The sequence below is a fragment of the Streptomyces sp. RB17 genome (genome assembly GCF_009604455.1).
Classification (GTDB): Bacteria; Actinomycetota; Actinomycetes; order Streptomycetales; family Streptomycetaceae; genus Streptomyces.
The window spans coordinates 789,137-815,583 of sequence record NZ_WEGL01000003.1 but is presented as its reverse complement, the minus strand read 5'-3'; the positions used below and the strand labels follow the sequence as shown (position 1 = coordinate 815,583).

Annotated in this window: 28 protein-coding genes; 19 read left to right on the top strand and 9 right to left on the bottom strand. The window is 70.9% G+C overall.

What is annotated here, in order from left to right:
• Position 1: 1 nt before the first annotated feature.
• The 4 genes from SRB17_RS17530 to SRB17_RS17515 are packed head-to-tail and all read left to right on the top strand — an operon-like array spanning position 2 to position 4,093.
• Positions 2–772, top strand: a complete 771-nt coding sequence (locus SRB17_RS17530) for a cytochrome c biogenesis CcdA family protein (protein ID WP_323375773.1) — start codon at positions 2–4, stop codon at positions 770–772.
• A 3-nt stretch (positions 773–775) separates the two neighbouring features.
• Positions 776–2,500 carry a cytochrome c biogenesis protein ResB gene (resB, locus tag SRB17_RS17525; RefSeq protein WP_153539492.1) on the top strand — a complete coding sequence of 575 codons (1,725 nt, stop codon included), beginning with the start codon at positions 776–778 and terminating at the stop codon, positions 2,498–2,500.
• Entirely contained in the window at positions 2,497–3,597 is a 1,101-nt protein-coding gene (gene ccsB, locus SRB17_RS17520; protein WP_323375771.1) for a c-type cytochrome biogenesis protein CcsB, read from the top strand. Before resB ends, ccsB begins: the two co-directional genes overlap by 4 nt.
• Positions 3,598–3,622: 25 nt before the next feature.
• On the top strand, positions 3,623–4,093 hold the full coding sequence (locus tag SRB17_RS17515; RefSeq protein ID WP_228396089.1) for a hypothetical protein: 471 nt from the start codon (positions 3,623–3,625) through the stop codon (positions 4,091–4,093).
• 14 nt (positions 4,094–4,107) lie between these two features.
• Here SRB17_RS17515 and SRB17_RS17510 read toward each other — a convergent pair whose 3' ends face one another.
• From SRB17_RS17510 to SRB17_RS17490, 5 genes are all read right to left on the bottom strand, one after another.
• The gene (locus tag SRB17_RS17510; protein WP_323375770.1) at positions 4,108–5,523 is read right to left on the bottom strand and encodes a condensation domain-containing protein; all 1,416 of its coding nucleotides are present in this window, start codon (positions 5,521–5,523) and stop codon (positions 4,108–4,110) included.
• Between the two features lie 169 nt (positions 5,524–5,692).
• Entirely contained in the window at positions 5,693–6,658 is a 966-nt protein-coding gene (locus SRB17_RS17505) for an isopenicillin N synthase family dioxygenase (RefSeq protein WP_323375768.1), read from the bottom strand.
• A gap of 139 nt (positions 6,659–6,797) precedes the next feature.
• Complete coding sequence (locus tag SRB17_RS17500; RefSeq protein WP_153539490.1) at positions 6,798–7,148, bottom strand: hypothetical protein; 351 nt, start codon at positions 7,146–7,148, stop codon at positions 6,798–6,800.
• Entirely contained in the window at positions 7,145–7,792 is a 648-nt protein-coding gene (locus tag SRB17_RS17495) for a DUF6232 family protein (protein WP_323375766.1), read from the bottom strand. The genes SRB17_RS17500 and SRB17_RS17495 overlap by 4 nt, the downstream gene beginning before the upstream one ends.
• A 208-nt stretch (positions 7,793–8,000) precedes the next feature.
• Complete coding sequence (locus SRB17_RS17490; protein WP_153539487.1) at positions 8,001–8,975, bottom strand: quinone oxidoreductase family protein; 975 nt, start codon at positions 8,973–8,975, stop codon at positions 8,001–8,003.
• A gap of 146 nt (positions 8,976–9,121) precedes the next feature.
• Here SRB17_RS17490 and SRB17_RS17485 point away from each other — a divergent pair, with 146 nt between their 5' ends.
• The 5 genes from SRB17_RS17485 (at position 9,122) to SRB17_RS17465 (ending at position 14,259) form a co-directional block, all read left to right on the top strand.
• On the top strand, positions 9,122–9,454 hold the full coding sequence (locus SRB17_RS17485; RefSeq protein WP_323375765.1) for a transcriptional regulator: 333 nt from the start codon (positions 9,122–9,124) through the stop codon (positions 9,452–9,454).
• A 99-nt stretch (positions 9,455–9,553) separates the two neighbouring features.
• Positions 9,554–10,849, top strand: a complete 1,296-nt coding sequence (locus tag SRB17_RS17480) for a hypothetical protein (RefSeq protein ID WP_323375764.1) — start codon at positions 9,554–9,556, stop codon at positions 10,847–10,849.
• Positions 10,846–12,477 carry a vWA domain-containing protein gene (locus SRB17_RS17475; RefSeq protein ID WP_228396088.1) on the top strand — a complete coding sequence of 544 codons (1,632 nt, stop codon included), beginning with the start codon at positions 10,846–10,848 and terminating at the stop codon, positions 12,475–12,477. Before SRB17_RS17480 ends, SRB17_RS17475 begins: the two co-directional genes overlap by 4 nt.
• Complete coding sequence (locus SRB17_RS17470) at positions 12,464–13,219, top strand: hypothetical protein (protein WP_153539485.1); 756 nt, start codon at positions 12,464–12,466, stop codon at positions 13,217–13,219. Before SRB17_RS17475 ends, SRB17_RS17470 begins: the two co-directional genes overlap by 14 nt.
• Before the next feature lie 92 nt (positions 13,220–13,311).
• Positions 13,312–14,259, top strand: coding sequence for a DMT family transporter (locus SRB17_RS17465; RefSeq protein ID WP_153539482.1), 948 nt, complete (start codon positions 13,312–13,314; stop codon positions 14,257–14,259).
• On the opposite strand, the gene SRB17_RS17460 is transcribed toward SRB17_RS17465, so the two are convergent.
• Both SRB17_RS17460 and SRB17_RS17455 read right to left on the bottom strand, forming a co-directional pair.
• Entirely contained in the window at positions 14,156–15,037 is an 882-nt protein-coding gene (locus SRB17_RS17460) for a LysR family transcriptional regulator (RefSeq protein WP_153539480.1), read from the bottom strand. The genes SRB17_RS17465 and SRB17_RS17460 overlap by 104 nt on opposite strands.
• Positions 15,037–15,324, bottom strand: coding sequence for a PLD nuclease N-terminal domain-containing protein (locus tag SRB17_RS17455; RefSeq protein ID WP_153539478.1), 288 nt, complete (start codon positions 15,322–15,324; stop codon positions 15,037–15,039). The genes SRB17_RS17460 and SRB17_RS17455 overlap by 1 nt, the downstream gene beginning before the upstream one ends.
• A 64-nt stretch (positions 15,325–15,388) precedes the next feature.
• Here SRB17_RS17455 and SRB17_RS17450 point away from each other — a divergent pair, with 64 nt between their 5' ends.
• Positions 15,389–16,846 (top strand): menaquinone biosynthesis decarboxylase, encoded by a 1,458-nt coding sequence (locus tag SRB17_RS17450; RefSeq protein ID WP_153539476.1) that lies wholly within the window; start codon positions 15,389–15,391, stop codon positions 16,844–16,846.
• Positions 16,843–17,745 (top strand): menaquinone biosynthesis prenyltransferase MqnP, encoded by a 903-nt coding sequence (gene mqnP, locus SRB17_RS17445; RefSeq protein WP_323375762.1) that lies wholly within the window; start codon positions 16,843–16,845, stop codon positions 17,743–17,745. The genes SRB17_RS17450 and mqnP overlap by 4 nt, the downstream gene beginning before the upstream one ends.
• Positions 17,746–17,763: 18 nt before the next feature.
• Here mqnP and SRB17_RS17440 read toward each other — a convergent pair whose 3' ends face one another.
• Positions 17,764–18,372: a rhomboid family intramembrane serine protease gene (locus SRB17_RS17440; protein ID WP_153539473.1), complete on the bottom strand. Its 609-nt coding sequence runs from the start codon at positions 18,370–18,372 to the stop codon at positions 17,764–17,766.
• A gap of 96 nt (positions 18,373–18,468) precedes the next feature.
• Here SRB17_RS17440 and SRB17_RS17435 point away from each other — a divergent pair, with 96 nt between their 5' ends.
• The 7 genes from SRB17_RS17435 (at position 18,469) to SRB17_RS17405 (ending at position 23,184) form a co-directional block, all read left to right on the top strand.
• The gene (locus SRB17_RS17435) at positions 18,469–19,149 is read left to right on the top strand and encodes a UbiX family flavin prenyltransferase (protein WP_323375761.1); all 681 of its coding nucleotides are present in this window, start codon (positions 18,469–18,471) and stop codon (positions 19,147–19,149) included.
• An 81-nt stretch (positions 19,150–19,230) separates the two neighbouring features.
• A complete protein-coding gene (locus tag SRB17_RS17430; protein ID WP_153539471.1) occupies positions 19,231–19,686 on the top strand; it encodes an Lrp/AsnC family transcriptional regulator in 456 nt (151 codons plus the stop codon).
• 41 nt (positions 19,687–19,727) lie between these two features.
• Positions 19,728–20,891, top strand: a complete 1,164-nt coding sequence (gene mqnE / locus SRB17_RS17425; protein WP_153539469.1) for an aminofutalosine synthase MqnE — start codon at positions 19,728–19,730, stop codon at positions 20,889–20,891.
• Positions 20,892–20,917: 26 nt separating this feature from the next.
• Entirely contained in the window at positions 20,918–21,577 is a 660-nt protein-coding gene (locus SRB17_RS17420; RefSeq protein ID WP_153539467.1) for a UdgX family uracil-DNA binding protein, read from the top strand.
• 16 nt (positions 21,578–21,593) lie between these two features.
• Entirely contained in the window at positions 21,594–22,118 is a 525-nt protein-coding gene (locus SRB17_RS17415; protein ID WP_153539465.1) for a GNAT family N-acetyltransferase, read from the top strand.
• Between the two features lie 84 nt (positions 22,119–22,202).
• Positions 22,203–22,514, top strand: a complete 312-nt coding sequence (locus SRB17_RS17410; RefSeq protein ID WP_153539463.1) for a DUF4229 domain-containing protein — start codon at positions 22,203–22,205, stop codon at positions 22,512–22,514.
• Between the two features lie 10 nt (positions 22,515–22,524).
• Positions 22,525–23,184, top strand: coding sequence for a TetR/AcrR family transcriptional regulator (locus tag SRB17_RS17405; RefSeq protein ID WP_194294032.1), 660 nt, complete (start codon positions 22,525–22,527; stop codon positions 23,182–23,184).
• Positions 23,185–23,276: 92 nt separating this feature from the next.
• Here SRB17_RS17405 and SRB17_RS17400 read toward each other — a convergent pair whose 3' ends face one another.
• A complete protein-coding gene (locus SRB17_RS17400) occupies positions 23,277–24,137 on the bottom strand; it encodes a MaoC family dehydratase (RefSeq protein ID WP_153539461.1) in 861 nt (286 codons plus the stop codon).
• Positions 24,138–24,445: 308 nt separating this feature from the next.
• Between SRB17_RS17400 and SRB17_RS17395 the strand changes: the two genes are divergently transcribed.
• Entirely contained in the window at positions 24,446–26,398 is a 1,953-nt protein-coding gene (locus SRB17_RS17395; protein WP_323375759.1) for an AMP-dependent synthetase/ligase, read from the top strand.
• The last annotated feature ends 49 nt before the right edge of the window (positions 26,399–26,447 follow it).

Sequence of the window (26,447 nt, the reverse complement as noted above, 5' to 3'; positions counted from 1 at the left end):
CGTGAGCGCACTCGTGACGCTGGCCGCGACGGGCCAGAACGAGACGGTGCGCAGCGGCGCCCTGCTGATCGCCCTGCCGGTCGCGCTGCTCGGCGGGCTCGTCTCGTTCTTCTCGCCCTGCGTGCTGCCGCTGGTCCCGGGATACCTCTCCTATGTGACGGGCGTCGCGGGCACCGATCTCGCCGATGCCCGACGCGGGCGGATGGCCACCGGCGCGGCGCTGTTCGTCGTCGGCTTCACCGCCGTGTTCGTCTCCGGCGGGGCGCTCTTCGGCTTCTTCGGCTCCACCCTGCAGGAGTACAAGGACACGCTGTCCAAGGTGCTCGGCGTGCTCATGATCCTGCTGGGCGTGTTCTTCATGGGACTGATGCCCTGGCTGACCCAGCGTGAGTTCCGGTTCCACAAGCGGCCGACCGCCGGGCTGATCGGCGCGCCCCTGCTCGGCGCCCTGTTCGGCATCGGCTGGACGCCCTGCATCGGCCCCACCCTGGCCTCCGTGATCGCCCTGTCCTCCCAGCAGGCGAGCGCCGGCCGGGGCGCGATACTGACCGTCGCCTACTGCCTGGGCCTCGGCGTCCCCTTCGTGCTCACCGCCATAGCCTTCCGCAAGGCCCTCGGTGCCTTCGGCTGGGTCAAACGCCACTATGTCTGGGTGATGCGCATCGGCGGCACGATGATGATCGCGACCGGTGTGCTGCTGCTGACCGGGGCCTGGGACAGTCTGGTGCAGCAGGTGCAGACCTGGTCCGACGGCTTCACTGTGGGGATCTGATCGATGAGCAAGACCGAAACCGACAACAGCCAGGACGAGGCGAGCCGCGACCAGGAGGACCTCGGCGCGGCCGGCTCCCAGCTGTCCACCGCCCCGCGCGAGGAGCTGTCCGCCGCGCCCGGACTCGGCGTCATCGGCTGGGCCCGCTGGTTCTGGCGGCAGCTGACCTCCATGCGGGTCGCGCTGCTGCTGCTCCTCCTGCTCTCCCTCGGCGCGATCCCCGGCTCGCTGATCCCGCAGACCGGCGCCGACCTCAACAAGGTCGACGACTTCCGCAAGGCCCACAAGACGCTCGCGCCGGTCTACGACAAGCTCGGCCTGTTCCATGTCTACAGCTCGGTGTGGTTCTCCGCGATCTACATCCTGCTGTTCGTCTCCCTCATCGGCTGTATCGTCCCGCGCACCTGGCAGTTCGTCGGCCAGCTGCGCGGCCGGCCGCCGGGCGCCCCCAAGCGGCTGAACCGGCTGCCCGCCTACACGACCTGGCGTACGAACGCCGACCCCGAGCAGGTCCGCGAGGCCGCTCTCGCCCTGCTGAAGAAGCGCCGCTTCCGCGCCCACATCGCCGGTGACGCCGTCGCCGCCGAGAAGGGCTATGTGCGCGAGCTGGGCAACCTGGCCTTCCACATCGCCCTGATCGTGCTGCTGGTCGCCTTCGCCTCCGGCCAGCTGTACAAGTCGGACGGCACCAAGCTGGTGGTCGAGGGCGACGGCTTCTCCAACGCGCTGTCGCAGTACGACGACTTCAAGTCCGGCAGCCTGTTCCAGAACGACGACCTGGTGCCGTTCAGCTTCGACCTGCAGAAGTTCACGGGCACCTACGAGGTGAGCGGCCCCAACCGGGGCACGCCGCGCACCTACGAAGCGAAGATCGACTACAGCCAGGGCGCGTACGGGAAGCAGAAGTCGACCACCGTCAAGGTCAACCAGCCGCTGCACATCGGCGACTCCAAGGTCTATCTCGTCAGCCACGGCTACGCACCGGTCATCACGGTCCGCGACGGCAAGGGCAAGGAGGTCTTCCACGACGCCGTGCCGCTGCTGCCGCTCGACGGGAACGTCACCTCCAACGGTGTGATCAAGGTGATGGACGGCTACAAGAACGCCCAGGGCCAGAACGAACAGCTCGGCTTCCAGGCCTTCTTCGTGCCCACCTTCGACCCGAAGGCCGGCACGATGCTCTCCCAGTTCCCCGCGCTGGTGAACCCGCTGCTCGCGGTCAACGCCTACCACGGTGACCTCGGTGTCGACTCCGGCATCCCGCAGAGCGTGTACCAGCTGGACAAGACGCACATGAAGGCGTTCAAGGACGGCAAGGGCCAGCTGCTGAAGAAGCTCCTGCAGCCGGGCGACACCATGACGCTGCCCAACGGCGCCGGGTCCATCACCTTCGAGAAGGACATCAAGGAATGGGCCGGCTTCGAGATCGTCCAGGAGCCCGGCAGCGGCTGGGCGCTCGGTGGTGCCCTCACCGCGATCTTCGGTCTCGCCGGATCCCTGTTCATCCAGCGCCGCCGGGTCTGGGTGCGCGCGGTGCAGGGCCCCGACGGCGTGACCGTCGTCGAGATGGCCGGGCTGGGCCGCAGCGAGTCCGCCAAGGTGCCCGAGGAGCTGGGCGATCTCGCCGGAATCCTCTACGACCAGGCGCCGGGGGCACCCGACCCCGACGACGACCCTTCAGAATCCCCCGACACCCCAGTCGTACCTGCCGAAGGGGCTGAGAAGTGACTCTCGCCGCCGCAACCGATCTCGCCACCGCAACCAACGAACACCTGGCGAGCATCAGCAACACGCTGATCTACTCGTCGATGGCCGTCTACACCCTGGCCTTCTTCGCGTACATCTTCGAATGGCTCCTCGGCAGCCGCAGCAAGGTGGCCCGCACGGCCGCCGCGCTGACGGCGGACACGGAGACCTCCGCCAAGGCCCCCGCCGTCACCGTGAAGAAGGCCGGGGGCACCGCCGTGCTGGAGCGGCCCAAGGTCGTCGTCCGCTCGGCCTCCGGTGCCCGCGACGTGCCGGACGGCCCCGGTGCGCACGGCGGGGACGCGCAGGGCGACCTCTACGGGCGCATCGCCGTCTCGCTCACCGTGCTCGCCTTCCTGGTGGAGCTGGCCGGCGTCGTCGCCCGCGCGGCCTCCGTGCAGCGGGCGCCGTGGGGCAACATGTACGAGTTCAACATCACCTTCTCCACGGTGGCCGTCGGCGTGTACCTCACGCTGCTGGCCCTGAAGAAGAACGTGCGCTGGCTCGGGCTGTTCCTGATCACCACGGTCCTGCTGGACCTGGGCCTCGCCGTCACCGTCCTGTACACCGCGAGCGACCAGCTGGTCCCCGCCCTGCACTCGTACTGGCTGTACATCCACGTCTCCACCGCGATCTTCTGCGGCGCGGTGTTCTACGTCGGCGCGGTCGCCACGATCCTGTACCTGTTCAAGGACGCGTACGAGACCAAGCTGCAGACCGGCGGCAAGCCGGGCGCCTTCGCCACCTCGGTGCTGGAGCGGCTGCCCGCCTCCGCCTCGCTGGACAAGTTCGCCTACCGGGTCAACGCGGCCGTCTTCCCGCTGTGGACGTTCACGATCATCGCGGGCGCGATCTGGGCCGGCGACGCCTGGGGCCGCTACTGGAACTGGGACCCGAAGGAGACCTGGTCCTTCATCACCTGGGTCGCCTACGCCTGCTACCTGCACGCCCGCGCGACGGCCGGCTGGAAGGGCCGCAAGGCCGCCTACCTGGCGATGATCGCCTTCGGCTGCTGGCTGTTCAACTACTACGGCGTCAACATCTTCGTCAGCGGCAAGCACTCCTACGCGGGCGTGTGAGCCGAGAGGCGCCCACACTGGTGTCATGAGCGGTTCCATCGCACAGGGCACCAGCCAGACCCACGGGAACACGCACATACTCCACTTCCTGGTGCGGCTCCCGAGGCCCATGGAAGACGTCTGGCCGGCGGTGGCCACCCCCGAGGGACTCGGGGCGTGGTGCACCGCCGTCGACATTCTGCAGCCCCGCCTCGACGGCGCGGTCACCCTGCGTGACCTGGGCTCCGGCCGGGTCACCGCCTGGGACGTGGACCGGGTCGCGGAGTACACCGTCGAGGACGGTGGCCGGATCCGGTTCCATCTGGAGAGGGGCGGCGACACCGGGAGCGTGCTGCGCTTCACCCACGAGTTCCGGGGCGAGGGGGCGTCGGAGTCGGGCTGGCGCAACAGATTCGAACGCCTGATTGAAGTCCTGGAGTCCTCGCAGGGTCTCACCGCACAGCGGCCCCCGCAGCCCTCCGAGCCTTCGGAGCCCCTTCCCGGGCAGCTCACCTAGGGCGGCGCAGGCGCTCAGGACACCGCGGACAGGCTGCCGTGGGCCACCGAGGCGATGTGGTCCCGCAGCCGCTCGACGTACAGCCGCAGGTTCTTCGCCGCCTCGTCCGTGTCCGGATACCGGCTCGCCAGCCACAGCCCCTCGTGCAGCCGGTTCACCCACACGCACACCTGGTCGCCGTACGACACCCGCAGCAGCGCGTGCGCCCGCTGCTCGGCCCAGCGCAGGGCGCCGGGGACGGTCCGGGTGTCGACGTAGGAGACGATGGAGTACAGGTCCGGCGAGGTCGGCCGGAAGTCCGCGCCGAGCAGGGTCAGCACGCGGGCCAGCGGCATCCGGGCCAGCGACCGGTTGGCCTGCAGCTCCGCGCGCACCGCCCGCAGGGTGTCCGGGAAGCCCGCCGCAGGGCCCACCGGGACCTCGATCGGGGCGCCGCCCACGTACCAGCCCACCGAGTCGCTCCAGCGCGACTTCACCCGGGTGTGGAACGGCACCACCGTCCGGTACACCGGCTGTCCCCCCAGCTCGTGCACGATCAGCCCGGTCGCGGCCAGCAGACCGACCAGGCTGCCGCCGTAGGGCCTGCAGTACGCCTCGAACGCCGCCGCCTCGGCCGCGTCCGCCAGCGGCTCGCACAGCATCCGCTGCCTGGGCAGCGGGCCGCCCGGCTGCAGGCCGAGGTCGACCGGGAAGCCCGGCAGGATGCCGTCGCAGCGCTGGATGAACGCGCGCCAGCGGGCGACGATCGCGTGCCGGGCGTCGATGCCGTCCGCGTCGGCCCGCTCGATCTCGCAGAAGTCGACGTAACTGGCCACCGGGCCGGCGGAGTCGGGGTCGGTGCCGGCGAGGCCCGCGGCGTACAGCTCGTGCACCTCGGCGGCGATCCGGGTCAGGGAGTAGGCGTCGACGTTGCTGTGGTCGAAGGCCATGTACACGCTGGCGCCGTCGTCCCGTACGACCGCCGTGTAGATCAGGTTCGGCCAGCGCAGCGCGTCCGCGACGGTGTCGAAACGGTCCTGGAGGTGCCGGACCAGCTGGTCCGCGTCCGGGAAGTCGCCGGCCTCCTCCCGGTGCAGGGACACGTCGGCGGCGTCCAGGGTGAACCGGCGCAGTTCGCCTCCCGTGGGGCCCGCCCAGCGGAAGCCGCTGCGCAGCGTCTCGTGCCGTACTGTCCAGGCGCGCAGCGCCTCCTGGAGCACGTCGAGGTCGACCGGACCCGGCAGGTCGAAGGCGGTGCCCAGCCAGGTCGGCACGAACAGCCCGTCCTCCCGGACGCACCTGGCGGTCCTGATGTGCGACTCCTGGATGTAGGCGGGCGGCCGGGAGTCCTCCGGCAGTGCCGTCGCCGCCGCCACGGTCGCCGGACTCAGCGTCCACTCGACGAGCCGTCCCGGCCGGACCTCGCAGCGCTGGATGTCGGTGATTCGCACACGTCTCCCATCGAAGAAGGGGCCCCTGGTTGCGGGCCCCCTTCAAGGGCAATCTCGTGGGACGCGGCCGGGACATGCCCGTCGGGTTCATTTCAACGGAACGGGTGGTGGATCGAACGGGGAAGCGAATGCGGACGGTGACGTGCCGGGGTCCGGTCGGCGCGAGGGTTCATCCGACGCTGATCGAGTCCAGCTTCTCGCGCAGGTACACGTGCGAGTCGACCGGCGGGTACGCCACCCGGCCCACCGGCGCCGGCACGGACTCCACGCGGGTGCCCGGGGTGCACTCGCCGAAGTACACGAGCGACATCAGCTCCTCGGCGGGCGCGTCGACGGGCGGGGGCAGCACCCGGTGCCGCCCGGACCGCCACCGGTCGCCGGTCCAACGGGCCAGCAGGTCACCGACGTTGATGGTGAATGCGTCCGGGTCGTACGGCGCGTCCTGCCAGCCGCCGGCGTCGGTGTACACCTGCAGTCCGCCCTTTCCGGCCTGCCGGTCGAGGACGGTCAGGGTGCCGAAGTCGGTGTGCGGCCCGATCCGGAACTGCCCGGGCAGCGGCTCGCCGACGACGTCCGTCCCCGGGTACCAGTTGATGTTGAAGCCGTACGTCGGACGGTCCATGTGGCGGGAGAAGAAGTCCCGTTCGAGCCCCAGCGCGTACCCGAGCAGCGACAGCAGCTCCTTCTCCAGGGCGGCCATGCGCGACAGGTAGGTCCGGCACAGCATCCGGAGCTCCGGCACCTCGGCCGGCCACACATTGGGCGCGTACCACTCGGCGTCGACGACCGGGTCCTCGAACGGCTCGTCCGTCGCGAAGGTCAGCGACTCCTTCAGGTCGGGCGGTGTCTCGGTGCCCTCCGCGTACCCGTTGGCCTCGGCGCCGGGCCCGAGCCAGCCCCGGCCGCCGACCTTCGCCTCGTACCGCTGCTTGACCTCGACGGGCAGCAGGAAGAACCGCCGCGCCGCCCGCCGGATCCCGGCCCGCAGTTCCGGTTCCACGCCATGCCCGGTCACCAGCAGGAAACCGGCCGTCTGCAGCGCTTGGTCGACGGTACGGGCGAGGGTGGCGCGGCTCTCCTCCTCGCCGTCGAGCCAGGGCCGCAGGTCGATGGTGGGAACACGCGCGTCGGTCACCGATGTCCTCGTTCCACAGCTCGGGGTCCTCCGGACCAGGATCTCCACGCCGTGCTCGGCCGGCCACTCGTGGCGTGCATCGTGGCGTGCCTCAGGCGTGCATCGTGGCGTGCATCGAGGGGTCCGCCGTGCCTTGCCGCTATCCGCCGATCATCCCGATGACCGCCCGTACCGCCTCGGCCACGGGCTGGCCGACCGCCCCTACGGTGGCGGCGATGCCCGCGATCGCCATCAGCGCCCGGTGCCGCTCCTGTGCGGGCACGGCGGTGTCGGGGCTGAGGGCGGGCAGGGACTCGTCCAGGAGCTGGGCGCTGGGCGCCGGCACCTGCGCCCGCAACTCGGCGATGAGCCGGTGCAGTTCGGCGAGGGCGGCGACCAGGGCCGGGTCCGGCCCGGCTCCGCCGCCCACCTGGTTCTTGACGATGCCCTGGTTGCCCTGGCCGCCGTACATGTTCACGTTGTCGCCGTAGTAGTAGTTGCCGCCGCTCATCCGCCGATCCCCACGTTTCCGCTGCCGCCGTACATGTTGACGTTGTCGCCGAAGTAGTAGTTCTTCGGCGAGACGGTGAGGCTCTCCACCGTGACCTTGAACTCGACGTCCGGATGATCGATGGCGTAGGAGATCTGGCCGACGATCTGGTCCAGGTAGCGCGGGTCCTGGCTGGTGACGAGCGCGGTCGACGCGCCCGAGGTCTCGATGGCGAGGACGTGCTGAGGGGCGGCGGTCAGGACGCCGATCATCTCGATCAGGAAGTAGATCTCGGCGGCGGCGGCAACGATCCAGACGAACACGACATAGCCGGCGGCGCCGGAGTTGCCGCCCCCTCCGCCCGCGTTGATGGAGGCCAGCAGTCCCGGCAGCATCGCGAGGAAACCGACGATCATCGTGACGGCGGTGTACCGCAGGAACCGCAGCACCGCCTCCTTGCGCTTGGGGCGCATGACGAAGGTGTACACGCGGGCGATGTTCGCCAGCGGGTACACCGCCGCCCCGATCCACAGGATCCGCTTGCTGACCCGCAGGTCGAGCCGGACCGGCGCCGGATGCGCCGGCGGCGCGGGGACGTCCGGCATGCCCGGCGCCGCGGCGGGCCCGGCGGCCGGTGCGGTGGGCTGGGATGTCGGGGCCGGCACGGTGGGTGTGGATGTCGGCCGCGCGGGTGCGGGTGGCGGATCCTGGGCCGGGCGCTCGGGCGGCTGGCCGTTCTGCATCTGCTTCTGTCCCCCAGAGGTCGGATGATCCCTCGCAACTCGTGACGACCATTAACGACACCCGTGGTGGGGGATGGCAAGTCGTTATGGGCGGCGAAGTGCGAAGGATTCGGGAACAGTTGACGAAGGATCAGTCCGCCACGCGCAGCAGCAGCTTCCCGGTGCTGGACCGTCCGCCCATCAGCCGGTGCGCCTCCGCCGCCCGGGCGAGCGGGAACTCGGCCATCACCGGCAGGGTCACCGTGCCGTCGACCGCCCTCGCCAACGCTCGCTCCGTCAGCCGCCGCAGCGCGTCCGGCGCGGTGCGGGCCAGGCTCAGGATGGAGAAGCCGGAGACCGAGACGCCGAGCGGGTACAGCTCGGGCTGGCCCACGCTCCACGGCTCGGCGCCGCTCGCGTTGCCGTAGGAGACCAGGCGTCCGAAGACCGCCAGCGAGGCCAGTCCGGCGCGCAGGGTGTCGCCGCCGACGGGGTCCAGCACCAGGTCGGCGCCGCGCCCGCCGGTCGCCGCGCGCACCGGCTCCTGGAAGGCGCCGACGAACACCTCGTCGTAGCCGTGCTGCTTGGCGTGGGCGGCCTTCGCGGCCGAGGACACCACCCCGTACACCGCCCCGGCGCCCGCCGCCCGCGCGAGCTGCCCGACCGCCGTGCCGACCCCGCCGGCCGCGCCCTGGACGAGGACCGACTCGCCGGGCTGGAGCCGGCCGACGGTGTGGACGAGGGCGTACGCCGTGGGCAGGACCGTCGGCAGGGCCGCGGCGGTGCGCAGGTCCAGGCCGGCGGGGACCGGGAAGACGGTCGACGCCTCGGCCACCGCCACCTCCGCGTACGCGCCGCCCTCGGTGAGCGCGACCACCTCCTGGCCGACGGCCAGGTCCGTGACGCCGGCCCCGAGCGCACGGACGCGGCCGGAGACCTCCAGGCCGGGCACGTAGGGCAGTGCGGGCACCCGGTAGCCCTCCGCGCGGGCCTTGAGGTCGGCGAAGTTCACGCCGGTGTAGGCCACGTCGATGCTCACCTGCCCCGGGCCGGGTTCCGGCACCTCGGCCGTCACCAGCCGCAGCACCTCGGGACCGCCGTACTCCGGGAACTCCACCGCGCGCATGACACACCCCTGGCTCGACTCGACTGCTCGGTCCGACTGTTCAATCAAAAGCGAACACTCGTGAGTGTATGGTTTTCATCGAACACTCGGCAAGCGGATACGGAAGATGCGGAAGAAGCGGAAGAAGCGGAAGAGGGGAGCGTGACGTGGCCGCCGGCAGTCACCGGGCCGCCCCGGAGCACACCCACCCCGACGACGTGCCCGTCCTCACGGCGCTCGCCGCCCTCGCCGACCCCGTGCGCCTGACCCTGGTCAGGGAGCTGGCCGGCTCCGGCGACTGGACCCGCAGCTGCGGCAGCTTCGACGTGCCGGTCGGCAAGGCCGCCCTCAGTCACCACTTCGCGGTGCTGCGCGGGGCCGGCCTGGTGGAGCAGCGGGACGAGGGGCCCCGGCGGGTCAACCGCCTGCGCCGGGCCGAGTTCGAGGCCCGCTTCCCGGGGCTGCTCGGCCTCGTGCTGCGTGCCGACCAGCCCTCCTGACGGTTCTTCACATTTCCTTTGCCCAGGGTTGGTTGGGCGTTCCATCGGTCATCGTCCGGTCGGCGGACGATCCTGTCCCCGCTGACGCAGGAGACACGGGTGGCCACACACAGAGCCGAGACCGAAAGACCCCGTCAGACCGGCGAGCCCCGGCTGCGGGTCGGGGAGCCGGCGCGCGCGCCGGTCGCCACGGCGCGCCGGTGGTTCCCGCGCGCCGTCGCCGCCGTCACCGCCCTGTGCGCGATCGTCGTCCTCGCGCAGGGCCACGTCGGCCTGCCCCTCACCCACATCGTCACGATCGAGGCCAAGATGGCCTCGAAGGCCGACTACTTCGAGGATCCCGAGGTCCAGCGGCTGCTCGTGCGGCACGGCTTCCGCGTGCACATCACCCGCATGGGCTCGCGCGGGATCGCCGCCCAGAGCTACGACGGCTACGACGTCGTCTTCCCCTCCGGGCAGCCCGCCGCCGACCTGATCACCAGGAAGCGCGCGGCCGAGGGTCACCCGGCGACGACGTACCGCCCGTTCGTCAGCCCGGTCGTGCTCGGCACCTACCGCGAGTACGCCGAGACGCTGCAGGACGCCGGGATCGCCACCCCGTTACCGGGGGTGCCCGCCGGATCCAAGCCGCTCTACTACTCGCTGAACATGCAGAAGTTCCTGCAGGCGACCGCCGACAACCGGCGCTGGGACACGCTCGGCACCGGCCGGGACGGCCACCGCGTCGGCATCGACCGGCACGGCATCCACAACGGCAACAAGGTGCTCGCCCAGACCTCCGACATCTGCGAGGCCAACTCCGCCGGCACCTATCTCGGGCTCGTCTCCTACGTCTGGAACCACGACAACATCCCGCAGGACGCGGCCGAGGCGACCCGGTTCGCCGAGCGGATAAGGCTCCTCCTCAACGACCAGGGCATGCCGTCCTCCGAGAAGAACGAGACCTACGTCTCCGCCGAGGGCAAGAGCATCGCGCCGATCGCGGTGATCTACGAGCACCAGTTCCTGGCTCACCAGATCGCCACCCAGGCCGACACCGGGCATGTCGACAGCGAGCGCGTGCTCCTCTACCCGTCGGCGCGGTTCATCACCGAGCCGCAGCTCATCGCGCTCACCCCGGACGGCGACCGGCTCGGCGACCTGATCAGCAAGGACCCGGCGCTGCAGCAGCGGGCGATGGAGCTGGGCTTCCGGGTCCGCGATGCCGAGGGCGCCTCCGCCACCAGCGACTCGCTGACCCGGTTCCTCACCGACCACCACATCCAGGCGCCCGTCCTGTCGGACGACGACACCAAGGCGGTGCTGCCCCGGCTCGATCTGCTGGAGAAGATGATCGAGATCGTCGGCGACTGCGACCCCGTGGCACAGTCGGCGGCCGGCGGGGAGGCACCATGACCGCCCGCGGCATCATGACCGCCCGCGGCGCCATGGCCGCCCGTGGACTGCGGGCCGCCCTGTGCCTGGTCCTGCTCGCCGCGCTCGGCGGTCTCGTCTCCTGCTCCGGCGGGGGCGACGGCCCCGACACCACCCTGCACGTCCTGGCCAGCGACGAACTCACCGACATGCGGCCCCTGTTGGACCAGCTGCGGCAGGACACCGGGGTCCGCCTCGACATGGACTACCGGGCGACCAACGATGCGAGCGACACCCTGCTGACCGGCCGCCACTCCTACGACCTGGCCTGGCTGTCCTCCGACCGCTACTTCCGGCTGAAGGCCAAGAAGGCCGCCGCGGGCAGCCACCCGGCCACCGTCGTGCAGAGCACCTCGATCATGCGCTCCCCGGTCGTCGTCGGCCTCACCCGCGACGTGGCCCGCACGCTGCGCGCCAAGGCGCCCGGCGGACGCCTGTCCTGGGCGGACCTCGCCGACGCCGCCGCCACCGGCACCGTACGGTTCGGCATGGCCGACCCCCGGCACAGCAACAGCGGGCTCTCGGCGCTGGTCGGCGTCGCCACCGCCGCGGCCGGCACCGGCAGCGCGCTGCGCCCGCAGGACGTCAGCTGCGACCGGCTGCGCGGCTTCCGCTCCGGGCAGACCCTGACGGCCGAGAGCTCCCACGCCCTGCTGGACTCCTTCGCCGAGCACCCCGGCCGCACCAACGCCCTGATCACCTACGAGTCCGAACTGCTCACCCTGAACGCCTCCGGCCGCCTCAAGCAGCCCCTGGAGATCGTCCACCCGGCCGACGGCATGGTGCTGTCCGACTATCCGCTGCTGCTGCTCGACCAGCGTGGCCGGGACGCCTACGACCGGGTGGTGAAGTGGCTGACCGCCGCCGACCACCAGCGGGAGATCATGCGGCGGACGCTGCGCCGCCCGGTCAGTACCGAGGTGCCCCGCGACCCCCGGCTCACCGCGCCCCTGGACAACGCCCTGTACTTCCCGGACGACCCGGCCGTCCTCGACCGGCTCCTCGCCGACTACGGCGACCCCCGGCGCCGCGTCGCCGACCAGGTGATCTTCCTGCTGGACTTCTCCGCCTCCATGCGGGGCTCCCGGACCACCGCGCTCAGGGCGGCGTTCGCGGGGCTCAGCGGGGCGGACTCCTCCGCCACGGGCAAGTTCGTGCGCTTCTACCAGGGCGAGAAGCTGACCGTGATCCGCTTCGGCGGGCGCCCGCTGGACGAGCGCACCGTCACCGTGCACGGCGACGCCGACCTCAGGGCCCTGACGGACTTCGTCGCCGACGGCGGCTACGACGGCTCGACGGCCGTGTGGTCCGCTCTGGACCACGGCTACGGCGCCGCGGAGACGACCCTGCGCGAGGACCCGGGGCGGGCCGTGGCCGTCGTGCTGATGACCGACGGCGAGAACAACGCGGGCATCGACCGCGCGACCTTCGTCAGCCGCTACCGGGCCCGGCCGGCCGACGCCCGCGCCGTGCACACCTACCCCGTCCACTTCGGTGACGCCGACGCGACCGAACTGCGCCAGGTCGCCTCGGTGACCGGCGGCCGCATGGTCGACGCCCGGCACTCGTCCCTGTCGACCGCGTTCAAGGAGATCCGTGGCTGTTCTTGACGGCACCTGGTGGAGCGCCTGGTGGGGCGCGATGACATGGTGGCTGGTGGGTTTCGCCGGCCTTCTCGTGCTGGCCGTGCTCGTCGTACGGCAGGCCCTCGGGCGGATCAGGAAGGTACCCGAGGACCCCAACTACCTTCCGCTGTACCTGGACACGGACGCCGTCATGGGCCTGTTCAAGATGGGCAACTACCGGTCGGCGCTGCGCAGGGAGGTCGAGGAGCGGCGGGTGCGCAACACCGGCTGCCTGGCGGTGATCCCGCTGGTGTCGCTGCTGTTCCAGCTGTCCGGGGACAGGACCACCGAGGTCGTCGCCACGTACGTGGAGCAGGCCGAGCCGATCTCGGTGCTCGGCCTGCTGCTGTCCGTTCTGCAGCGCAAGGACGCGCTCGCGCAGGTGCGGCTGCGGCCGGGCTCCGCGACGGTCACGCCGAACCGCGCCCTGCTCGGGACGGGGGTCGCCGGTGAGGTGGCGCTCAGCGAGATCGGCGAGTTCGTCATGATCAACGGCCGGTTCGAGGCGCAGGGCGCCCACGGTGAGACCCTGGTGATGCGGGCCCCCTACGGAGACGGCGCGCAGTCCGCGCACCTGCGGGTCGTCCTGCGCGTCGACGGACTGCGCACCGCGGACCGGCAGTTGCCCGAGGGCCAGTTCCAGGCCCACTGCCTGGGCAAGGTGACGACCTGGCGTCCCGACACCCGCGAGGTCGTGCTCCAGTACCCGGTGGCCGTCTTCCAGTGAACTGGGGGTATCGGCACGGCCGATACCCCCATCGGCAGCGCCCCGCACTGGCGCGTGGACCGGAGCCGGGGGCTGTTCGTAGCGTCATCGGCATGACCTCAGAGACCAGGGGCACGGCCCAGCTGACCACCGCCATGATGCTCTCCGGCACCCTCGGCGTGTTCGTCGTCGAGTCGGGAGCCTCGCCCTTCGACGTCGTCTTCTTCCGCGTCCTGTTCGGCGCGCTCGCGCTCGGCGGCTATGTCGCCGCCCGCGGCTGGCTGCGCGACCACGGCTTCACGCGCCGCACGCTCGGACTCGCCGTGCTCGGCGGGGTGTTCATCGTCCTCAACTGGGTGCTGCTGTTCTCGTCGTACCGGAACACGTCCATCTCGGTGGCCACGGTCGTCTACCACACGCAGCCCTTCTACGTGGTCGTCCTCGGCGCCCTGCTGTTCCGCGAACGGCTCACCGCCGCGAAGGTCGGCTGGATCGCCGTGGCCTTCGCCGGGCTGGTCCTGGTCTCGGGCGTCACCCCCGGCGACTTCACGAGCGGAGGCTCGTACCTGCTCGGCATCGGCCAGGCCCTCCTCGCCGCCCTGCTCTACGGCCTGTCCACGCTGGTCACCAAGCGGATCACCGGTGTCCGCCCGCACCTGATCGCCCTCGTCCAGGTCCTCGTCGGCATCCCGCTGCTGCTGCCCTTCGCGGACTTCGGCGCGATGCGGGGGACCGGCTGGGACTGGGGCTGGCTGGTCGGACTCGGGCTGATCCACACCGGGGTGATGTACGTCCTCATGTACGCCGCGTACGCCGAGCTGCCGACCGCGAAGATCGCCGTACTGGCCTTCGTGTACCCGGCCGTGGCGATGCTGATGGACTGGCTGGTCTACGGCCACCACATCGGGCTCGTCCAGGCGCTCGGCGTCCCGCTGATCGTGACGGCGAGCCTGAAGGTCACGCTTGCTCGGCCACGAGTGTCCGCGCCCGCTCCACGAACAGCCGTGCATGCGCCGGAAGCCGCTTCCCGGCCCGCCACGCCAGCTGCGTGCGAAGCGTGAACGGCGGCTCCCAGTCCAGTCGTACGAGAGAACCCTCCGCGAGTTCGGCGGCGACCGTCACCTCGGGCAGCAGCGCGATCCCGAGGCCGGCCGCCGCCGCGCGCTTGGTGGCCTCGATCGTGCCGAACTCCATGAAGTCCACGTGCCGGACGGACGTGAGCTCCCGCTCGAACAGGTCCCGGTAGGCGCAGCCGGGCTCGGTGGCCAGCAGGGGCTGACCCGTCAGGCCGGCGGTCGTCACGGGGGAGTCGCTCAGCGCGTGCCCCGGCGCCGCGACCAGCGCCAGCGGCTCCACCGCGAGCACGGCGGACTCCAGCCCCGGGTGCTCGGTCTCCTCCTCCATCAGAAAGCCGACGTCGTAGGTGCCCTGACGCAGTGCCTGGCGGGTCTCGTCGCCGATGGTGGTGCGCAGCGCGAGCCGCACCTTGGGGTGGCGGTGGTGGAAGTACTCCAGGAGCGGCGGCAGCCGGTAGGAGGTCAGGGACTCCATGGTGCCGACGGTGAGGGTGCCGGACGGCTCCTCCGGCTCGACGACGGCCGCCCGGGCCTCCTCCGTCAGCTCGATGATCTGCCGGGCGTACGGCAACAGCCGCTCACCGGCCTCGGTGAGCCGGATCCGGCTGCCGAGCCGGTCGAACAGCTCGACGCCGAGGGAGGACTCCAGGGTGCGGATCTGACCGGTCACGCTGGACTGCGCGTACGACAGCTCGGCCGCGGCCTGGGTGAAGCTCAGCACCGTGGCGACCTTCTCGAAGGTGAGGAGCAGCCGGAGTTCCATCAGCCCTGCTCGGGGTCGTCCTTCTTCAGGGACTTGAGGAACTCGGGGTTGTCGTCGGGGGCGATCCACTGCCCGGGCGCGGCGGCGCCCGCCGGGACCGGCTGCCGGGCCCGGCCGGTGATCAGCCAGGCCACCGGTCCGACCAGCACCTCCCCGAAGAGCAGGATGATGATCACCCACATCACCTTCGGCAGATGCCGCACCTCTTCCTCAGGGGTGTTCAGACAGTCCACGAAGGCATAGATCCACAGCGCCAGCACCAGCAGGAACGGCAGATACCTGAGCATGGCGTGCAGCGTATACGAGCGCCCCGTCGCCGTCCGTTTCTTTCGGTCGGCGATACTTGACCGCATGGCTTACGACGATCTTCGCTCCCTGCTGCGGGCGCTGGAGCGCGAGGGCGACCTCAAACGCATCAAGGCCCAGGTCGACCCGTATCTGGAAGTCGGGGAGATCGTCGACCGGGTGCAGAAGTCCGGCGGCCCCGCCCTGCTCTTCGAGAACGTGAAGGGCTCGGCGATGCCCCTCGCCATGAACGTCTTCGGTACCGACCGCCGCCTGCTGAAGGCGCTCGGCCTGAAGTCGTACGGCGAGATCTCCGAGAAGATCGGCGGCCTGCTGCGGCCCGAGCTGCCGCACGGCTTCGTCGGTGTGCGCGAGGCCTTCGGCAAGCTCGGCGCGATGACCCACGTGCCGCCGAAGAAGGTCAAATCCGACAGCGCCCCCGTGCAGGAGGTCGTCCTGCACGGCGACGAGGTGGACCTCGACCGGCTCCCGGCGCTGTTCACCTGGCCGAAGGACGGCGGCTCCTTCTTCAACCTGGGGCTCACGCACACCAAGGACCCGGAGACGGGCGTCCGCAACCTCGGGCTCTACCGCCTCCAGCGCCACGACAGGCGCACCATCGGCATGCACTGGCAGATCCACAAGGACAGCCGCAACCACTACCAGGTGGCCGCGAAGAGGGGCGAGCGGCTGCCCGTCGCCATCGCCTTCGGGTGCCCGCCCGCCGTCACCTATGCCTCCACCGCTCCCCTCCCCGGCGACATCGACGAGTACCTGTTCGCCGGGTTCGTCGCGGGCAGGCGGATCGAGATGGTCGACTGCAAGACGGTCCCGCTCCAGGTGCCGGCGAACGCCGAGGTCGTCCTGGAGGGCTGGCTGGAGCCGGGCGAGATGCTGCCCGAGGGCCCGTTCGGCGACCACACCGGCTTCTACACCCCGCAGGAACCCTTCCCGGCGCTGAAGATCGACTGTGTGACCATGCGGAAGCGCCCGCTGCTCCAGTCGATCGTGGTCGGCCGCCCGCCGACGGAGGACGGGCCCCTCGGCCGGGCGACGGAGCGTTTCTTCCTCCCGCTCCTGAAGATCATCGTCCCGGACATCGTGGACTACCACCTGCCCGAGGCCGGCGGCTTCCACAACTGTGCGATCGTCTCGATCGACAAGAAGTACCCCAAGCACGCGCAGAAGGTCATGCACGCGATCTGGGGCGCCCACATGATGTCCCTGACCAAGCTGATCGTGGTCGTGGACTCCGACTGCGACGTGCACGATCTGCACGAGGTCGCCTGGCGTGCCCTCGGCAACACCGACTACGCCCGTGACCTCACCGTCGTCGAAGGCCCTGTCGACCATCTCGACCACGCCTCCTACCAGCAGTTCTGGGGCGGCAAGGCGGGCATCGACGCGACGAAGAAGTGGCCCGAGGAGGGCTACACCCGCGACGGGGGCTGGCCGGACATGGTCCTGTCGGACCCGGCTACGGCGGCCCTGGTGGACCGCCGCTGGAAGGAGTACGGCCTGTGAGCAGCGCTTCCGCCGCGATCCCCCAGCCGGGACGCACGAAGGCCTTTCTGCGCCTGGTGATGATCGAGCACTCGATCTTCGCACTGCCCTTCGCCTACATCGCCTCCCTCACGGCGATGTACGAGTGGGACAGGAACATCCACTGGGGCCGGCTGCTGCTGGTCACCGTCTGCATGGTCGGCCTGCGCACGTTCGCGATGGCGGTCAACCGGATCATCGACCGCGAGATCGACGCCCGGAACCCCCGTACGGCCCACCGCGAGCTGGTGACCGGCGCGATGTCGGTACGGCACGCCTGGACCGGCGCCCTGATCGCCCTGGTGATCTTCCTGGGCGCGGCGGCCCTCCTCAACCCCCTGTGCCTGGCCCTGGCGCCGGTGGCGGTGATCCCCATGGTGATCTACCCCTACGGCAAGCGGTTCACGAACTTCCCGCAGGCGATCCTCGGCCTCGCCCAGGCCATGGGCCCGGTCGGCGGCTGGCTCGCCATCTCCGGCACCTGGTCCTGGGACGCGGCCATCCTGGGCCTCGCCGTCGGCATCTGGATCGGCGGCTTCGACCTGATCTACGCCTGCCAGGACATCGAGACCGACCGCGAGATCGGCGTCATGTCGGTCCCGGCCCGCTTCGGCATCCCGGCGGCCATCTGGGGCGCACGGGCCTGCCACGCGATCACGACGGCGCTGTTCGTCTGGTACGGCGTCGCCACCGGCGCGGGTGCCTTCTTCTGGCTGGGCCTGCTGATCGTCGCGGGCGCGTTCCTCTACGAGCACTCGATCGTCCGGCCGCACGACCTCTCCCGCCTGAACAGGGCCTTCTTCAGCGTCAACGGTTTCATCGGCATCGCCCTGTTCGTGTGCGCGCTGCTCGACCTGCTGGTGCGGGGGCTGAGCCTCTGACCGGCGGCGCCGGCGCCACTACGGCACGAGCTCGGCGCGCTCGCTTCCCCTCCGGCGCCGGAACAGGAACGCCGCCGCCACACCCGCCGCCAGCCCGATGAGATGGCCCTGCCAGCTGACGTGGGCCTGCCAGGGGGCGAGCCCCGTGAGGATCGAGGTGCCCCAGACGGCGCCGACCAGCAGGCCGGCCAGGATGTTCAGTGGCCGGCGCTCGACGAAGCCGCCGACCAGCAGAAAGCCGAAGAGGCCGAAGATCAGTCCGGAGGCGCCCGCCGTGTTGCTGTGCGCCGGGGCCACGAGCCAGACGCCCAGGCCGTCGACCACGATGACCAGGGCGCAGACCGCCGCGAACCGGCGCAGACCGCCGAGGGCCGCCAGAAAGCCGAAGACCAGCAGGGGCACACTGTTGGCGGCGACATGGCCGAAGCCGAAGTGGACGAAGGCGGCGGGCACGATGTCGATCAGTTCGGAGGCGGTGCGCGGCATGATCCCGAAGCCGTCCAGGGCGTGGCCGCTGACCGTGTCGACCACTTCGAGCAGCCACAACAGCGCCACCCAGCCCAGCATCAGCTTGGCGGCCGCCTTCGCGCGGTCCCGCTGCGACCACTCCAGCCCGGTGCCCGGCATGACCATCCCCACCCCTCGTCCGTGTGCGTCTGCGGCGGGCCCGGCCCCCCTCGGCCGGATCGATCCCGCCTTGCGACGCCGGATAGGCTCGGTGTCGTGAACCGAGTCAAGCCAGGAGAGACGTCGCGTACGCCTTGGATCGTAGGGGTGTCCGGCGCATCCGGCACCCCGTATGCCGCCGCCGTGCTGCGTGCGCTCCTCGCTGCGGGGGAGAGCGTGGATCTGGTGGTCTCCCGCGCCTCGCGGCTGACGCTGCTGGACGAGACGGGCATCTCGTTCCGGGACGCCCACTGGCAGGACGACCTGCGGGAATGGCTGGCCCGGGGGGCCGACGGCAAGCCCGGGACCTTCGACGTGGACATCAGCGGGGTGCGGTACTGGAGCGCGGGCGACCTCGCCGCCGGGCCGTCCTCGGGGTCGTACCCGGCGAAGGGGATGCTGATCGTGCCCGCCTCGACGGCCTGTGTGGCGGGTGTCGCGCTGGGCCTGTCCAAGGATCTGCTGCAGCGGGCGGCGAGCGTCACCCTCAAGGAGCGCCGCCCCCTTGTCGTGGCCGTGCGCGAGACCCCGCTGAACGGCCAGACCCTGAGGCACCTCGTGGCGCTGGACGACGCCGGGGCGAGCGTCGTACCGGCCTCGCCCGCCTTCTACGCGGGGGCCACCCACATCCAGGACCTGGTGGACTTCGTCGCCGGGCGGGTGCTGGACGCGGCGGGCGTCGGGCACGGCCTGTACCGGCGCTGGAAGGGCGAACTGGGCGGCGGCACGGACCGGTAGCGCACGTCGCGGTACGTCTTGGCAGTACGTCTCATCACTTCAGGAACTCTTCAGACCTCTTCAGTGGAAGGCTTCGATCGCATGGACGCGGTGGACAGGCAGCTCATCCAGGCCCTGAGGGAGAACGGCCGGGCCTCGTACGCGGAGCTGGGGCGCCTCGTCGGCCTGTCGGGCCCCAGCGTCACCGACCGCATCAACCGTCTCGAGGCGGCCGGTGTCATCACCGGCTACCGCGCCACGGTGAACGCGGCCTCCCTCGGCCTCGGCGTCACCGCGCTGATCGGCATCTCGCTCTCCGACGCCGCCGACCACGAGGACGTGGCCCAGCGGCTGCGGGACCTCCCGGAGATCGAGGACTGCTGGTTCATCGCCGGCGACGACTCCTACATGCTCAAGGTGCGGGCCGCGGACGTGGACGGCCTGGAGCGGATCATCCGCCGGCTCAGCGGCACCAAGGGCGTCTCGCGCACCCGTACCACGATCGTGCTCTCCACCAAGTGGGAGAACCGGGTCGGGGAACTGCCCGAAGAGGTCTAGGGATACCGTTGGTCGGGCTGTCGTAGAAAGGGCGTGTTGGCATGGACGTCGGGCTCAAGCGCGAGCTGGAGGAGAAGGTCCGCTCCGGTGAGCGGCTGTCCCGCGAGGACGGCATCGCGCTGTACGAGTCGGACGACCTGGCGTGGCTCGGCGGTCTCGCCCACGAGGTGCGCACCCGCAAGAACGGTGACGTGGTCCACTTCAACGTCAACCGGCACCTCAACATGACCAACGTGTGCACGGCCTCCTGCGCCTACTGCTCCTTCCAGCGCAAGCCGGGCGAGAAGGACGCGTACACGATGCGCATCGAGGAGGCCGTCAAGCTCGCCAAGGCGATGGAGTCGGAGAACCTCACCGAGCTGCACATCGTCAACGGCCTGCACCCGAACCTGCCGTGGCGTTACTACCCCCGCTCGCTGCGCGAGCTGAAGGCCGCCCTCCCGAACGTCTCCCTGAAGGCCTTCACGGCTACGGAGATCCACCACTTCGAGACGATCAGCGGCCTGTCCGCCTCGGAGATCCTGGACGAGCTGATCGACGCGGGCCTGGAGTCGCTGACCGGCGGCGGCGCGGAGATCTTCGACTGGGAGGTCCGGCAGCACATCGTGGACCACCGGACCCACTGGGAGGACTGGTCCCGCATCCACCGCCTGGCGCACGAGAAGGGTCTGAAGACCCCGTGCACCATGCTGTACGGCCACATCGAGGAGCCCCGCCACCGCGTGGACCACGTCCTGCGCCTGCGCGAGCTGCAGGACGAGACGAACGGCTTCCAGGTCTTCATCCCGCTGCGCTACCAGCACGACTTCGTGGACATGAAGGACGGCAAGGTACGCAACACCCTCCAGGCCCGCACCCAGATGGCGACCGGCGCGGAGGCCCTGAAGACCTTCGCGGTCTCCCGGCTGCTGTTCGACAACGTCCCGCACGTGAAGGTCTTCTGGGTGATGCACGGCGTGCAGACCGCCCAGCTGGCCCTGCAGCACGGCGCGGACGACATGGACGGCTCGGTGGTCGAGTACAAGATCACGCATGACGCGGACAACTACGGCACCCCGAACAAGCTGACCCGCGAGGATCTGCTGGACCTGATCCGCGACGCCGGCTTCCGTCCGATGGAGCGCAACACGCGGTACGAGATCATCCGCGAGTACGACGGCCCCGACCCGGCGCGCAGGGAGTCGCCGCAGCCGATGCGGGTCTGACTTTTCGGCGGGGGTACCCGGCACGCATGGCTGCTACGAAGGCCCCCGAGGACGCATACACCGCCGCCCCCTTCGTCCCTGAGGGCGCCGGTCTCACCGCCCTGCGCAAGGCCGCTGCCGACTGCCGTGGTTGCCCCCTGCACGAGAACGCCACCCAGACGGTGTTCGGGGCGGGCAACGCGCACGCGCGCGTGATGCTCGTCGGTGAGCAGCCCGGCGACCAGGAGGACCGGCAGGGCAAGCCGTTCGTCGGTCCGGCCGGGCGGCTGCTGGACAAGGCGCTCGCGGAAGCCGGTATCGATCCCGGCGACGCCTACGTGACCAACGCGGTCAAGCACTTCAAGTTCACCCGGGCCGAGCCGCGCAAGCGCCGGATCCACAAGGCGCCGAGCCTGCGCGAGATGACCGCCTGCGGCCCCTGGCTCGCGGCGGAGCTGGCGCTGGTCGAGCCCGAGCTGATCGTGGTGCTGGGCGCGACGGCCGGGAAGGCGCTGCTGGGGTCGTCGTTCCGGGTGGGCGAGGTGCGCGGGACCGTCCTGGAGCGCGAGATCCACGGGCGGCCCGAGCGGCTGGTGCCCACCGTGCACCCGTCCTCCGTGCTGCGGGCGCAGGACGACGAGGACAGGAAGGCCGCGTACCAGGGGCTGGTCGCCGATCTGAAAGTGGCTGCACGCGCCCTCGGGTAATGGCTACACTGCCCGCATGCCACTTACTTTCACGCTGGACCCCGCCATCACCCCGGCCCTGCGCGACGGCATCCTCGACCTGTGGACGGACGTCTCGAACGCGGGCGGCGCCGTGGGCTTCGTACCGCCGGTGAGCCGGGAGGACGTCCGGCCGGAGCTGGTGAAGCACTTCGCGGCCATGGCCGAGGGGCGCAACCGGCTGCTCGTCGGCTGCGACGAGTCGGGCGCCCCGGCCGCGACCGCGTTCTTCGCCTTCAACACGCACCGGCTCCAGCAGCACTGGGTGTGGCTGTACACGGTGATGGTCGACCCGAGGCACCAGGGCAAGGGGTACGGCCGTGACCTGCTGGCGGCCGCCGCGGACGCGGCCCGCACCTTCGACGGCATCGAAGCGATCCGGCTGACCTGCCGGGGCGGACTCGGCCTGGAGCGGTTCTACGGCTCCTGCGGCTACAAGGAGGTCGGCCGGATCCCCGGCGCCATCCGGGTGGCGCACGGCGACGACCGCGACGACATCATCATGCTCCTGCCCCTCCACTGACTCCGCTGACCCCGCTGCAAGATCCCTCCCCGTCCGTGCTTCACTGGACGACGACCCCTTTTGGAATCGGACGAGTGGATTGAGATGCTCCGCTACACGCTGATGCGCCTCGGCATCTTCGCCGGCTGCCTCGTGGTCGTCTGGGGAGCCGTCTACTCCGGCATCTTCCCGCGCGGCTTCGGCAGCTCCAACGGCCTGTGGGTGCTGCTGCTCGCCCTGGTCCTGTCGGCGCCGATCAGCTGGGTGGCGCTGCGCAAGGAGCGGGACCGGGCCTCCGTGAAGATCGTGACCAGGGTCGACCGGATGAAGGCCAACCTGGAGGCCAACCGCAGCCAGGAGGACGGCGCCGTCGACGACGCCGCGAGGGCGCAGGGCGAGGCGGCCGCGTCCAACTAGTCTTGCCCTCATGGGTGGGGCAGGGGCAGCGAAGACCAAGCGGATGCCGCGTGCGGTGCGGGAGCAGCAGATGCTCGACGCCGCCGTACGCATCTTCGGGCAGCGCGGCTACATGGCCGCCTCCATGGACGAGATAGCCGAGCTCGCCGGCGTCTCCAAGCCCTTGGTCTATCTGTACCTGAACTCCAAGGAAGACCTCTTCACCGCCTGCATCCGGCGCGAGGCAACCGCCCTGACGGAGGCGGTCCGCGCCGGCGTACGCACGGACCTGCCCGCCGACCGCCAGCTCTGGGACGGCCTTGGGGCCTTCTTCGCCCACACCGCCGAACACCCCGACGCCTGGTCCGTGCTCCACCTCCACGCCCGCACCCACGGCGAGCCCTTCGCGGCCGAGGTCGCCACGATGCGCAAGGAGATCGTCGCGTTCGTCACCCGCCTGGTCGCGATAGCGGCGAGGGAGGCTCACCGCGACCCCGACCTCCCCGAGCACGAGGTCGCCGGCCTCGCCGAGGCCCTGGTGGGCGCGGCGGAGTCCCTGGCGGCGTGGGCCAACGCAACGCCGGGTGCAACCGCCCGACAAGCGGCGACCACCCTGATGAACTTCGCCTGGGCGGGGCTGGGAAATTTGATGAGCGGCCACCGATGGACTCCGCCGACGGGAGAAACCTGAGGGGCGCGGGGCCGTGCTTGATATGCGGCTCCGCCGCGTGGGCGCGAGCAACGCCCTCAACTCGCCCTAAAGGCAGCCTGGTCACCCGGGATTCAGTCGAACACCGGTCGGCGTTCTCCAAGCAGCGGCCGCACCTCTCCCGACAGGTGGAGCCGGGCACCCGCACCCCGCAGTTCGAACCGGCCGGCGCCGTCCGTGCCGTACGCCACCGTCCCGGGCAGCAGCACCGGCGCCCGGAACCGGGCCCGGACCTCGGTCGCGTCGGGTGTGCCATGGGCGGCCAGGCAGCGGGCCACCGTCCACATGCCGTGCGCGATGGCCCGCGGGAAGCCGAAGAGGCGGGCGGTGAGCGGGTGCAGATGGATGGGGTTGCGGTCACCGGAGGCCGCGCCGTACCGCCGGCCCACGTCCGCGGCGAGCCGCCACTCGGCGACGACGGGCAGCGGAACCCGTTGCTCCGCCCGGGGTTCGCCGGCCCCGCCGGTGCGATGCCGCGCGAGATACGTGCTCCGCGACTCCCATACGACCTCCCCGCCGGCCCGCAGCCCGGTGACCACCGTGGCCTCGGTGCCGCGCCGGTGCGGGGCCAGCCCCTCGACGTGCACGGCGAGTTCGTACTCCCCGCTCGCCGGAAGGGAGGTGTGCCGGACGATCTCGATCGACGTGTGGACGAGCCCCGGCAGCGGCAGCGGGAAGGCCCCGTCGCTCATCAGCCGCAGGGCCAGAGGGAAGCCGAGGAGGTGCGGGTAGGTGACGGGAAGGGCGCCGTCGGCCGAGCCGGTGGGAAAGCCGCACACCCGCTCATAGGCAACCAGCCGCCCCTGATCGACCCGCACCCCGCCGAGCACCAACCGCTCTCGCGGGAACTCCGCCTCCGGAGACGGCCGCTTGAAGGGGGAACGCAACACGCCACCCGCGAGATGCAGCAACTGACCCACCACGTCCAGCCCCATCCTGCTTACTCTGGAGTAATGTTACCGCCGGTAAGCCTACGGCACGAGTCGCGCCCCGAAGGGGCGCGGGGAACCGCGCGAGCAACCACCACGCACCCGCACCAGGCAATGACGAGAAGCCGCCACGGCGGGAAGCCCAAAAGTGAGCCCCCGTCACATAACCCCCGACGCTGCACACCCCCGGCCCCGTACCACCCCCGAACCCGCACAACCCCCTCACGGAGGCCCCGTACGATCACCTCCCTAACCTGCGGTAACCCCTTTCCGCCAAGGCACCGCAGGTACACGCACCGCCAGAGGAGCCGCCCGTGTCCACCCCCATCCCGAACACCCCCGTCTCCTCCGGCACCCCCGTCTCCGCCATCGACTACGACGGCCGCCCGGTGCTCGTGGAGCCCTGGGTCCAACGCCTGGACGGCGCCGTACGGGAGGCGTCCGTACCGCCCTTCGTGCCTCCGGTGAAGCACGGCTCGCTCGCGGACCTGCCGTTCGACAACGCGGACGCCGCCCCCGCCGCGATCGTGCTCAGCCGCAGACTGCAGGACGGCCGCTGGACGGACGTCACGGCCGCCCACTTCGCCGAACAGGTCCTCGCCGTGGCCAAGGGACTGATCGCCGAGGGCCTGGTACCGGGCGACCGGATCGCCGTGATGGCCCGTACGACGTACGAGTGGACGCTGCTCGACTTCGCCGCCTGGGCCGCCGGCCTGGTCACCGTGCCGATCTACCCGACCTCCTCCGTCTTCCAGACCCGGTGGATCCTGCACGACTCCGGCGCGGTCGCCCTGATCACCGAGACCGCCCCCCAGGCCGCCGCCCTCGGCCCCGAACTCCAGCACCTGCCCGACCTGCGCCATCTGTGGGTGATGGACAAGGAGCACGTGACCCGGCTCGCCGAGGCCGGAGTGCAGGTGCCGGACGGCGAAGTGGCCGTACGCCGCGGCATGCTGGGCCCCGACACCCTCGCCACCCTCATCTACACCTCGGGCACCACCGGCCGCCCCAAGGGCTGTGCCCTCTCGCACGGCAACTTCTTCGCCGAGGTCGACAACGCCATCGAGCTGCTCTACCCGGTCTTCAAGGCCAAGGACGAGGAGCCGTCGGTCCTCCTCTTCCTGCCCATGTCCCATGTCTTCGGGCGCATGGTGGCCATCGCCTGCGTCCGGGCCCGCGTCCGCCTCGGCCACGCGCCGAGCCTCGCCGCCGAGGACCTGCTGCCGGACCTCGCCGCGTTCAAGCCGACGTGCCTGCTGACCATCCCGTACATGCTGGAGAAGGTGTACAACTCGGCCCGCGCGAAGGCGGAGTCGGGCGGCCGGGTCGCCGCCTTCGACCGGGCCGCGGCGGTCGCCGTCCGCTACGGCGAGGCGCTGGAGTCCCGGCAGACCGGCACCGGTGGCGGCCCGAGCCGCTCCCTGAAGACGGCCCGCGCCTTCCACGACCCGCTGGTCTACCGCAAGCTCCGCGCGGCCATGGGCGGTCGCGTCCGGTACGCCATCTGCGGCGGCTCCCCGCTCGGCCGCCGCCTCGCCGCCTTCTACGCCGGAGCGGGCATCGAGATCTTCGAGGGCTACGGCCTGACCGAGACCACCGGCGCCACCACCGTCACCCCGCCCCTCAAACCCCGTCTGGGCACGGTCGGCTGGCCGCTGCCCGGCACCCGCGTCCGCATCGCCGCCGACGGCGAGATCCTCGTCTCCGGCGACCACGTCCTGCGCGGCTACTGGGACCCACAGGCCGGCGGAGTCGTCCCCGCGACGCGGGACGGCTGGTTGCCCACCGGAGACATCGGTGAACTGGACGACGAGGGCTATCTCACCATCACCGGCCGCAAGAAGGAGCTGCTGATCACGGCCGGCGGCAAGTCGGTGGCCCCGGCCCCGCTGGAGAACTGGCTGCGCCAGCACCCGCTGATCTCCCAGGTGATGCTGGTCGGCGACGCCCGCCCGTACGTCGGGGCCCTCATCACCCTCGACCTCGACGGCATCGTGCACTGGCGCCAGATGATCGGCAAGCACCCCGTACCGCCGGAACTGCTGGTCGACGACCCGGAGCTGGCCGCCGTCCTGCAGCGCGCGATCGACGAGGCCAACAAGCTGGTCTCGCGCCCCGAGTCCATCCGCCGCTTCGCCGTACTCCCCGTGGACTTCACCGAGGAGGCCGGCCACCTGACGCCGTCGATGAAACTCCGCCGCACCCAGATCATGACCGACTTCGCACCCGAGGTTCAGGGCCTCTACGGCCCGACCGCGGGGCCCTGAGGGCCGAGGGTCGGCACCCGCTCCTCGCGCGCGAAGCGGGTTGCCGCCT

Excerpts from the sequence above, each read along its gene's own strand:
- resB (WP_153539492.1), top strand. The coding sequence starts at position 776 with ATGAGCAAGACCGAAACCGACAACAGCCAGGACGAGGCGAGCCGCGAC.
- SRB17_RS17515 (WP_228396089.1), top strand. The coding sequence starts at position 3,623 with ATGAGCGGTTCCATCGCACAGGGCACCAGCCAGACCCACGGGAACACG.
- SRB17_RS17500 (WP_153539490.1), bottom strand. The coding sequence starts at position 7,148 with ATGAGCGGCGGCAACTACTACTACGGCGACAACGTGAACATGTACGGC.
- SRB17_RS17490 (WP_153539487.1), bottom strand. The coding sequence starts at position 8,975 with ATGCGCGCGGTGGAGTTCCCGGAGTACGGCGGTCCCGAGGTGCTGCGG.
- SRB17_RS17475 (WP_228396088.1), top strand. The coding sequence starts at position 10,846 with ATGACCGCCCGCGGCATCATGACCGCCCGCGGCGCCATGGCCGCCCGT.
- SRB17_RS17465 (WP_153539482.1), top strand. The coding sequence starts at position 13,312 with ATGACCTCAGAGACCAGGGGCACGGCCCAGCTGACCACCGCCATGATG.
- SRB17_RS17460 (WP_153539480.1), bottom strand. The coding sequence starts at position 15,037 with ATGGAACTCCGGCTGCTCCTCACCTTCGAGAAGGTCGCCACGGTGCTG.
- SRB17_RS17455 (WP_153539478.1), bottom strand. The coding sequence starts at position 15,324 with ATGCTCAGGTATCTGCCGTTCCTGCTGGTGCTGGCGCTGTGGATCTAT.
- SRB17_RS17450 (WP_153539476.1), top strand. The coding sequence starts at position 15,389 with ATGGCTTACGACGATCTTCGCTCCCTGCTGCGGGCGCTGGAGCGCGAG.
- SRB17_RS17440 (WP_153539473.1), bottom strand. The coding sequence starts at position 18,372 with ATGCCGGGCACCGGGCTGGAGTGGTCGCAGCGGGACCGCGCGAAGGCG.
- SRB17_RS17430 (WP_153539471.1), top strand. The coding sequence starts at position 19,231 with ATGGACGCGGTGGACAGGCAGCTCATCCAGGCCCTGAGGGAGAACGGC.
- mqnE (WP_153539469.1), top strand. The coding sequence starts at position 19,728 with ATGGACGTCGGGCTCAAGCGCGAGCTGGAGGAGAAGGTCCGCTCCGGT.
- SRB17_RS17420 (WP_153539467.1), top strand. The coding sequence starts at position 20,918 with ATGGCTGCTACGAAGGCCCCCGAGGACGCATACACCGCCGCCCCCTTC.
- SRB17_RS17415 (WP_153539465.1), top strand. The coding sequence starts at position 21,594 with ATGCCACTTACTTTCACGCTGGACCCCGCCATCACCCCGGCCCTGCGC.
- SRB17_RS17410 (WP_153539463.1), top strand. The coding sequence starts at position 22,203 with ATGCTCCGCTACACGCTGATGCGCCTCGGCATCTTCGCCGGCTGCCTC.
- SRB17_RS17405 (WP_194294032.1), top strand. The coding sequence starts at position 22,525 with ATGGGTGGGGCAGGGGCAGCGAAGACCAAGCGGATGCCGCGTGCGGTG.
- SRB17_RS17400 (WP_153539461.1), bottom strand. The coding sequence starts at position 24,137 with ATGGGGCTGGACGTGGTGGGTCAGTTGCTGCATCTCGCGGGTGGCGTG.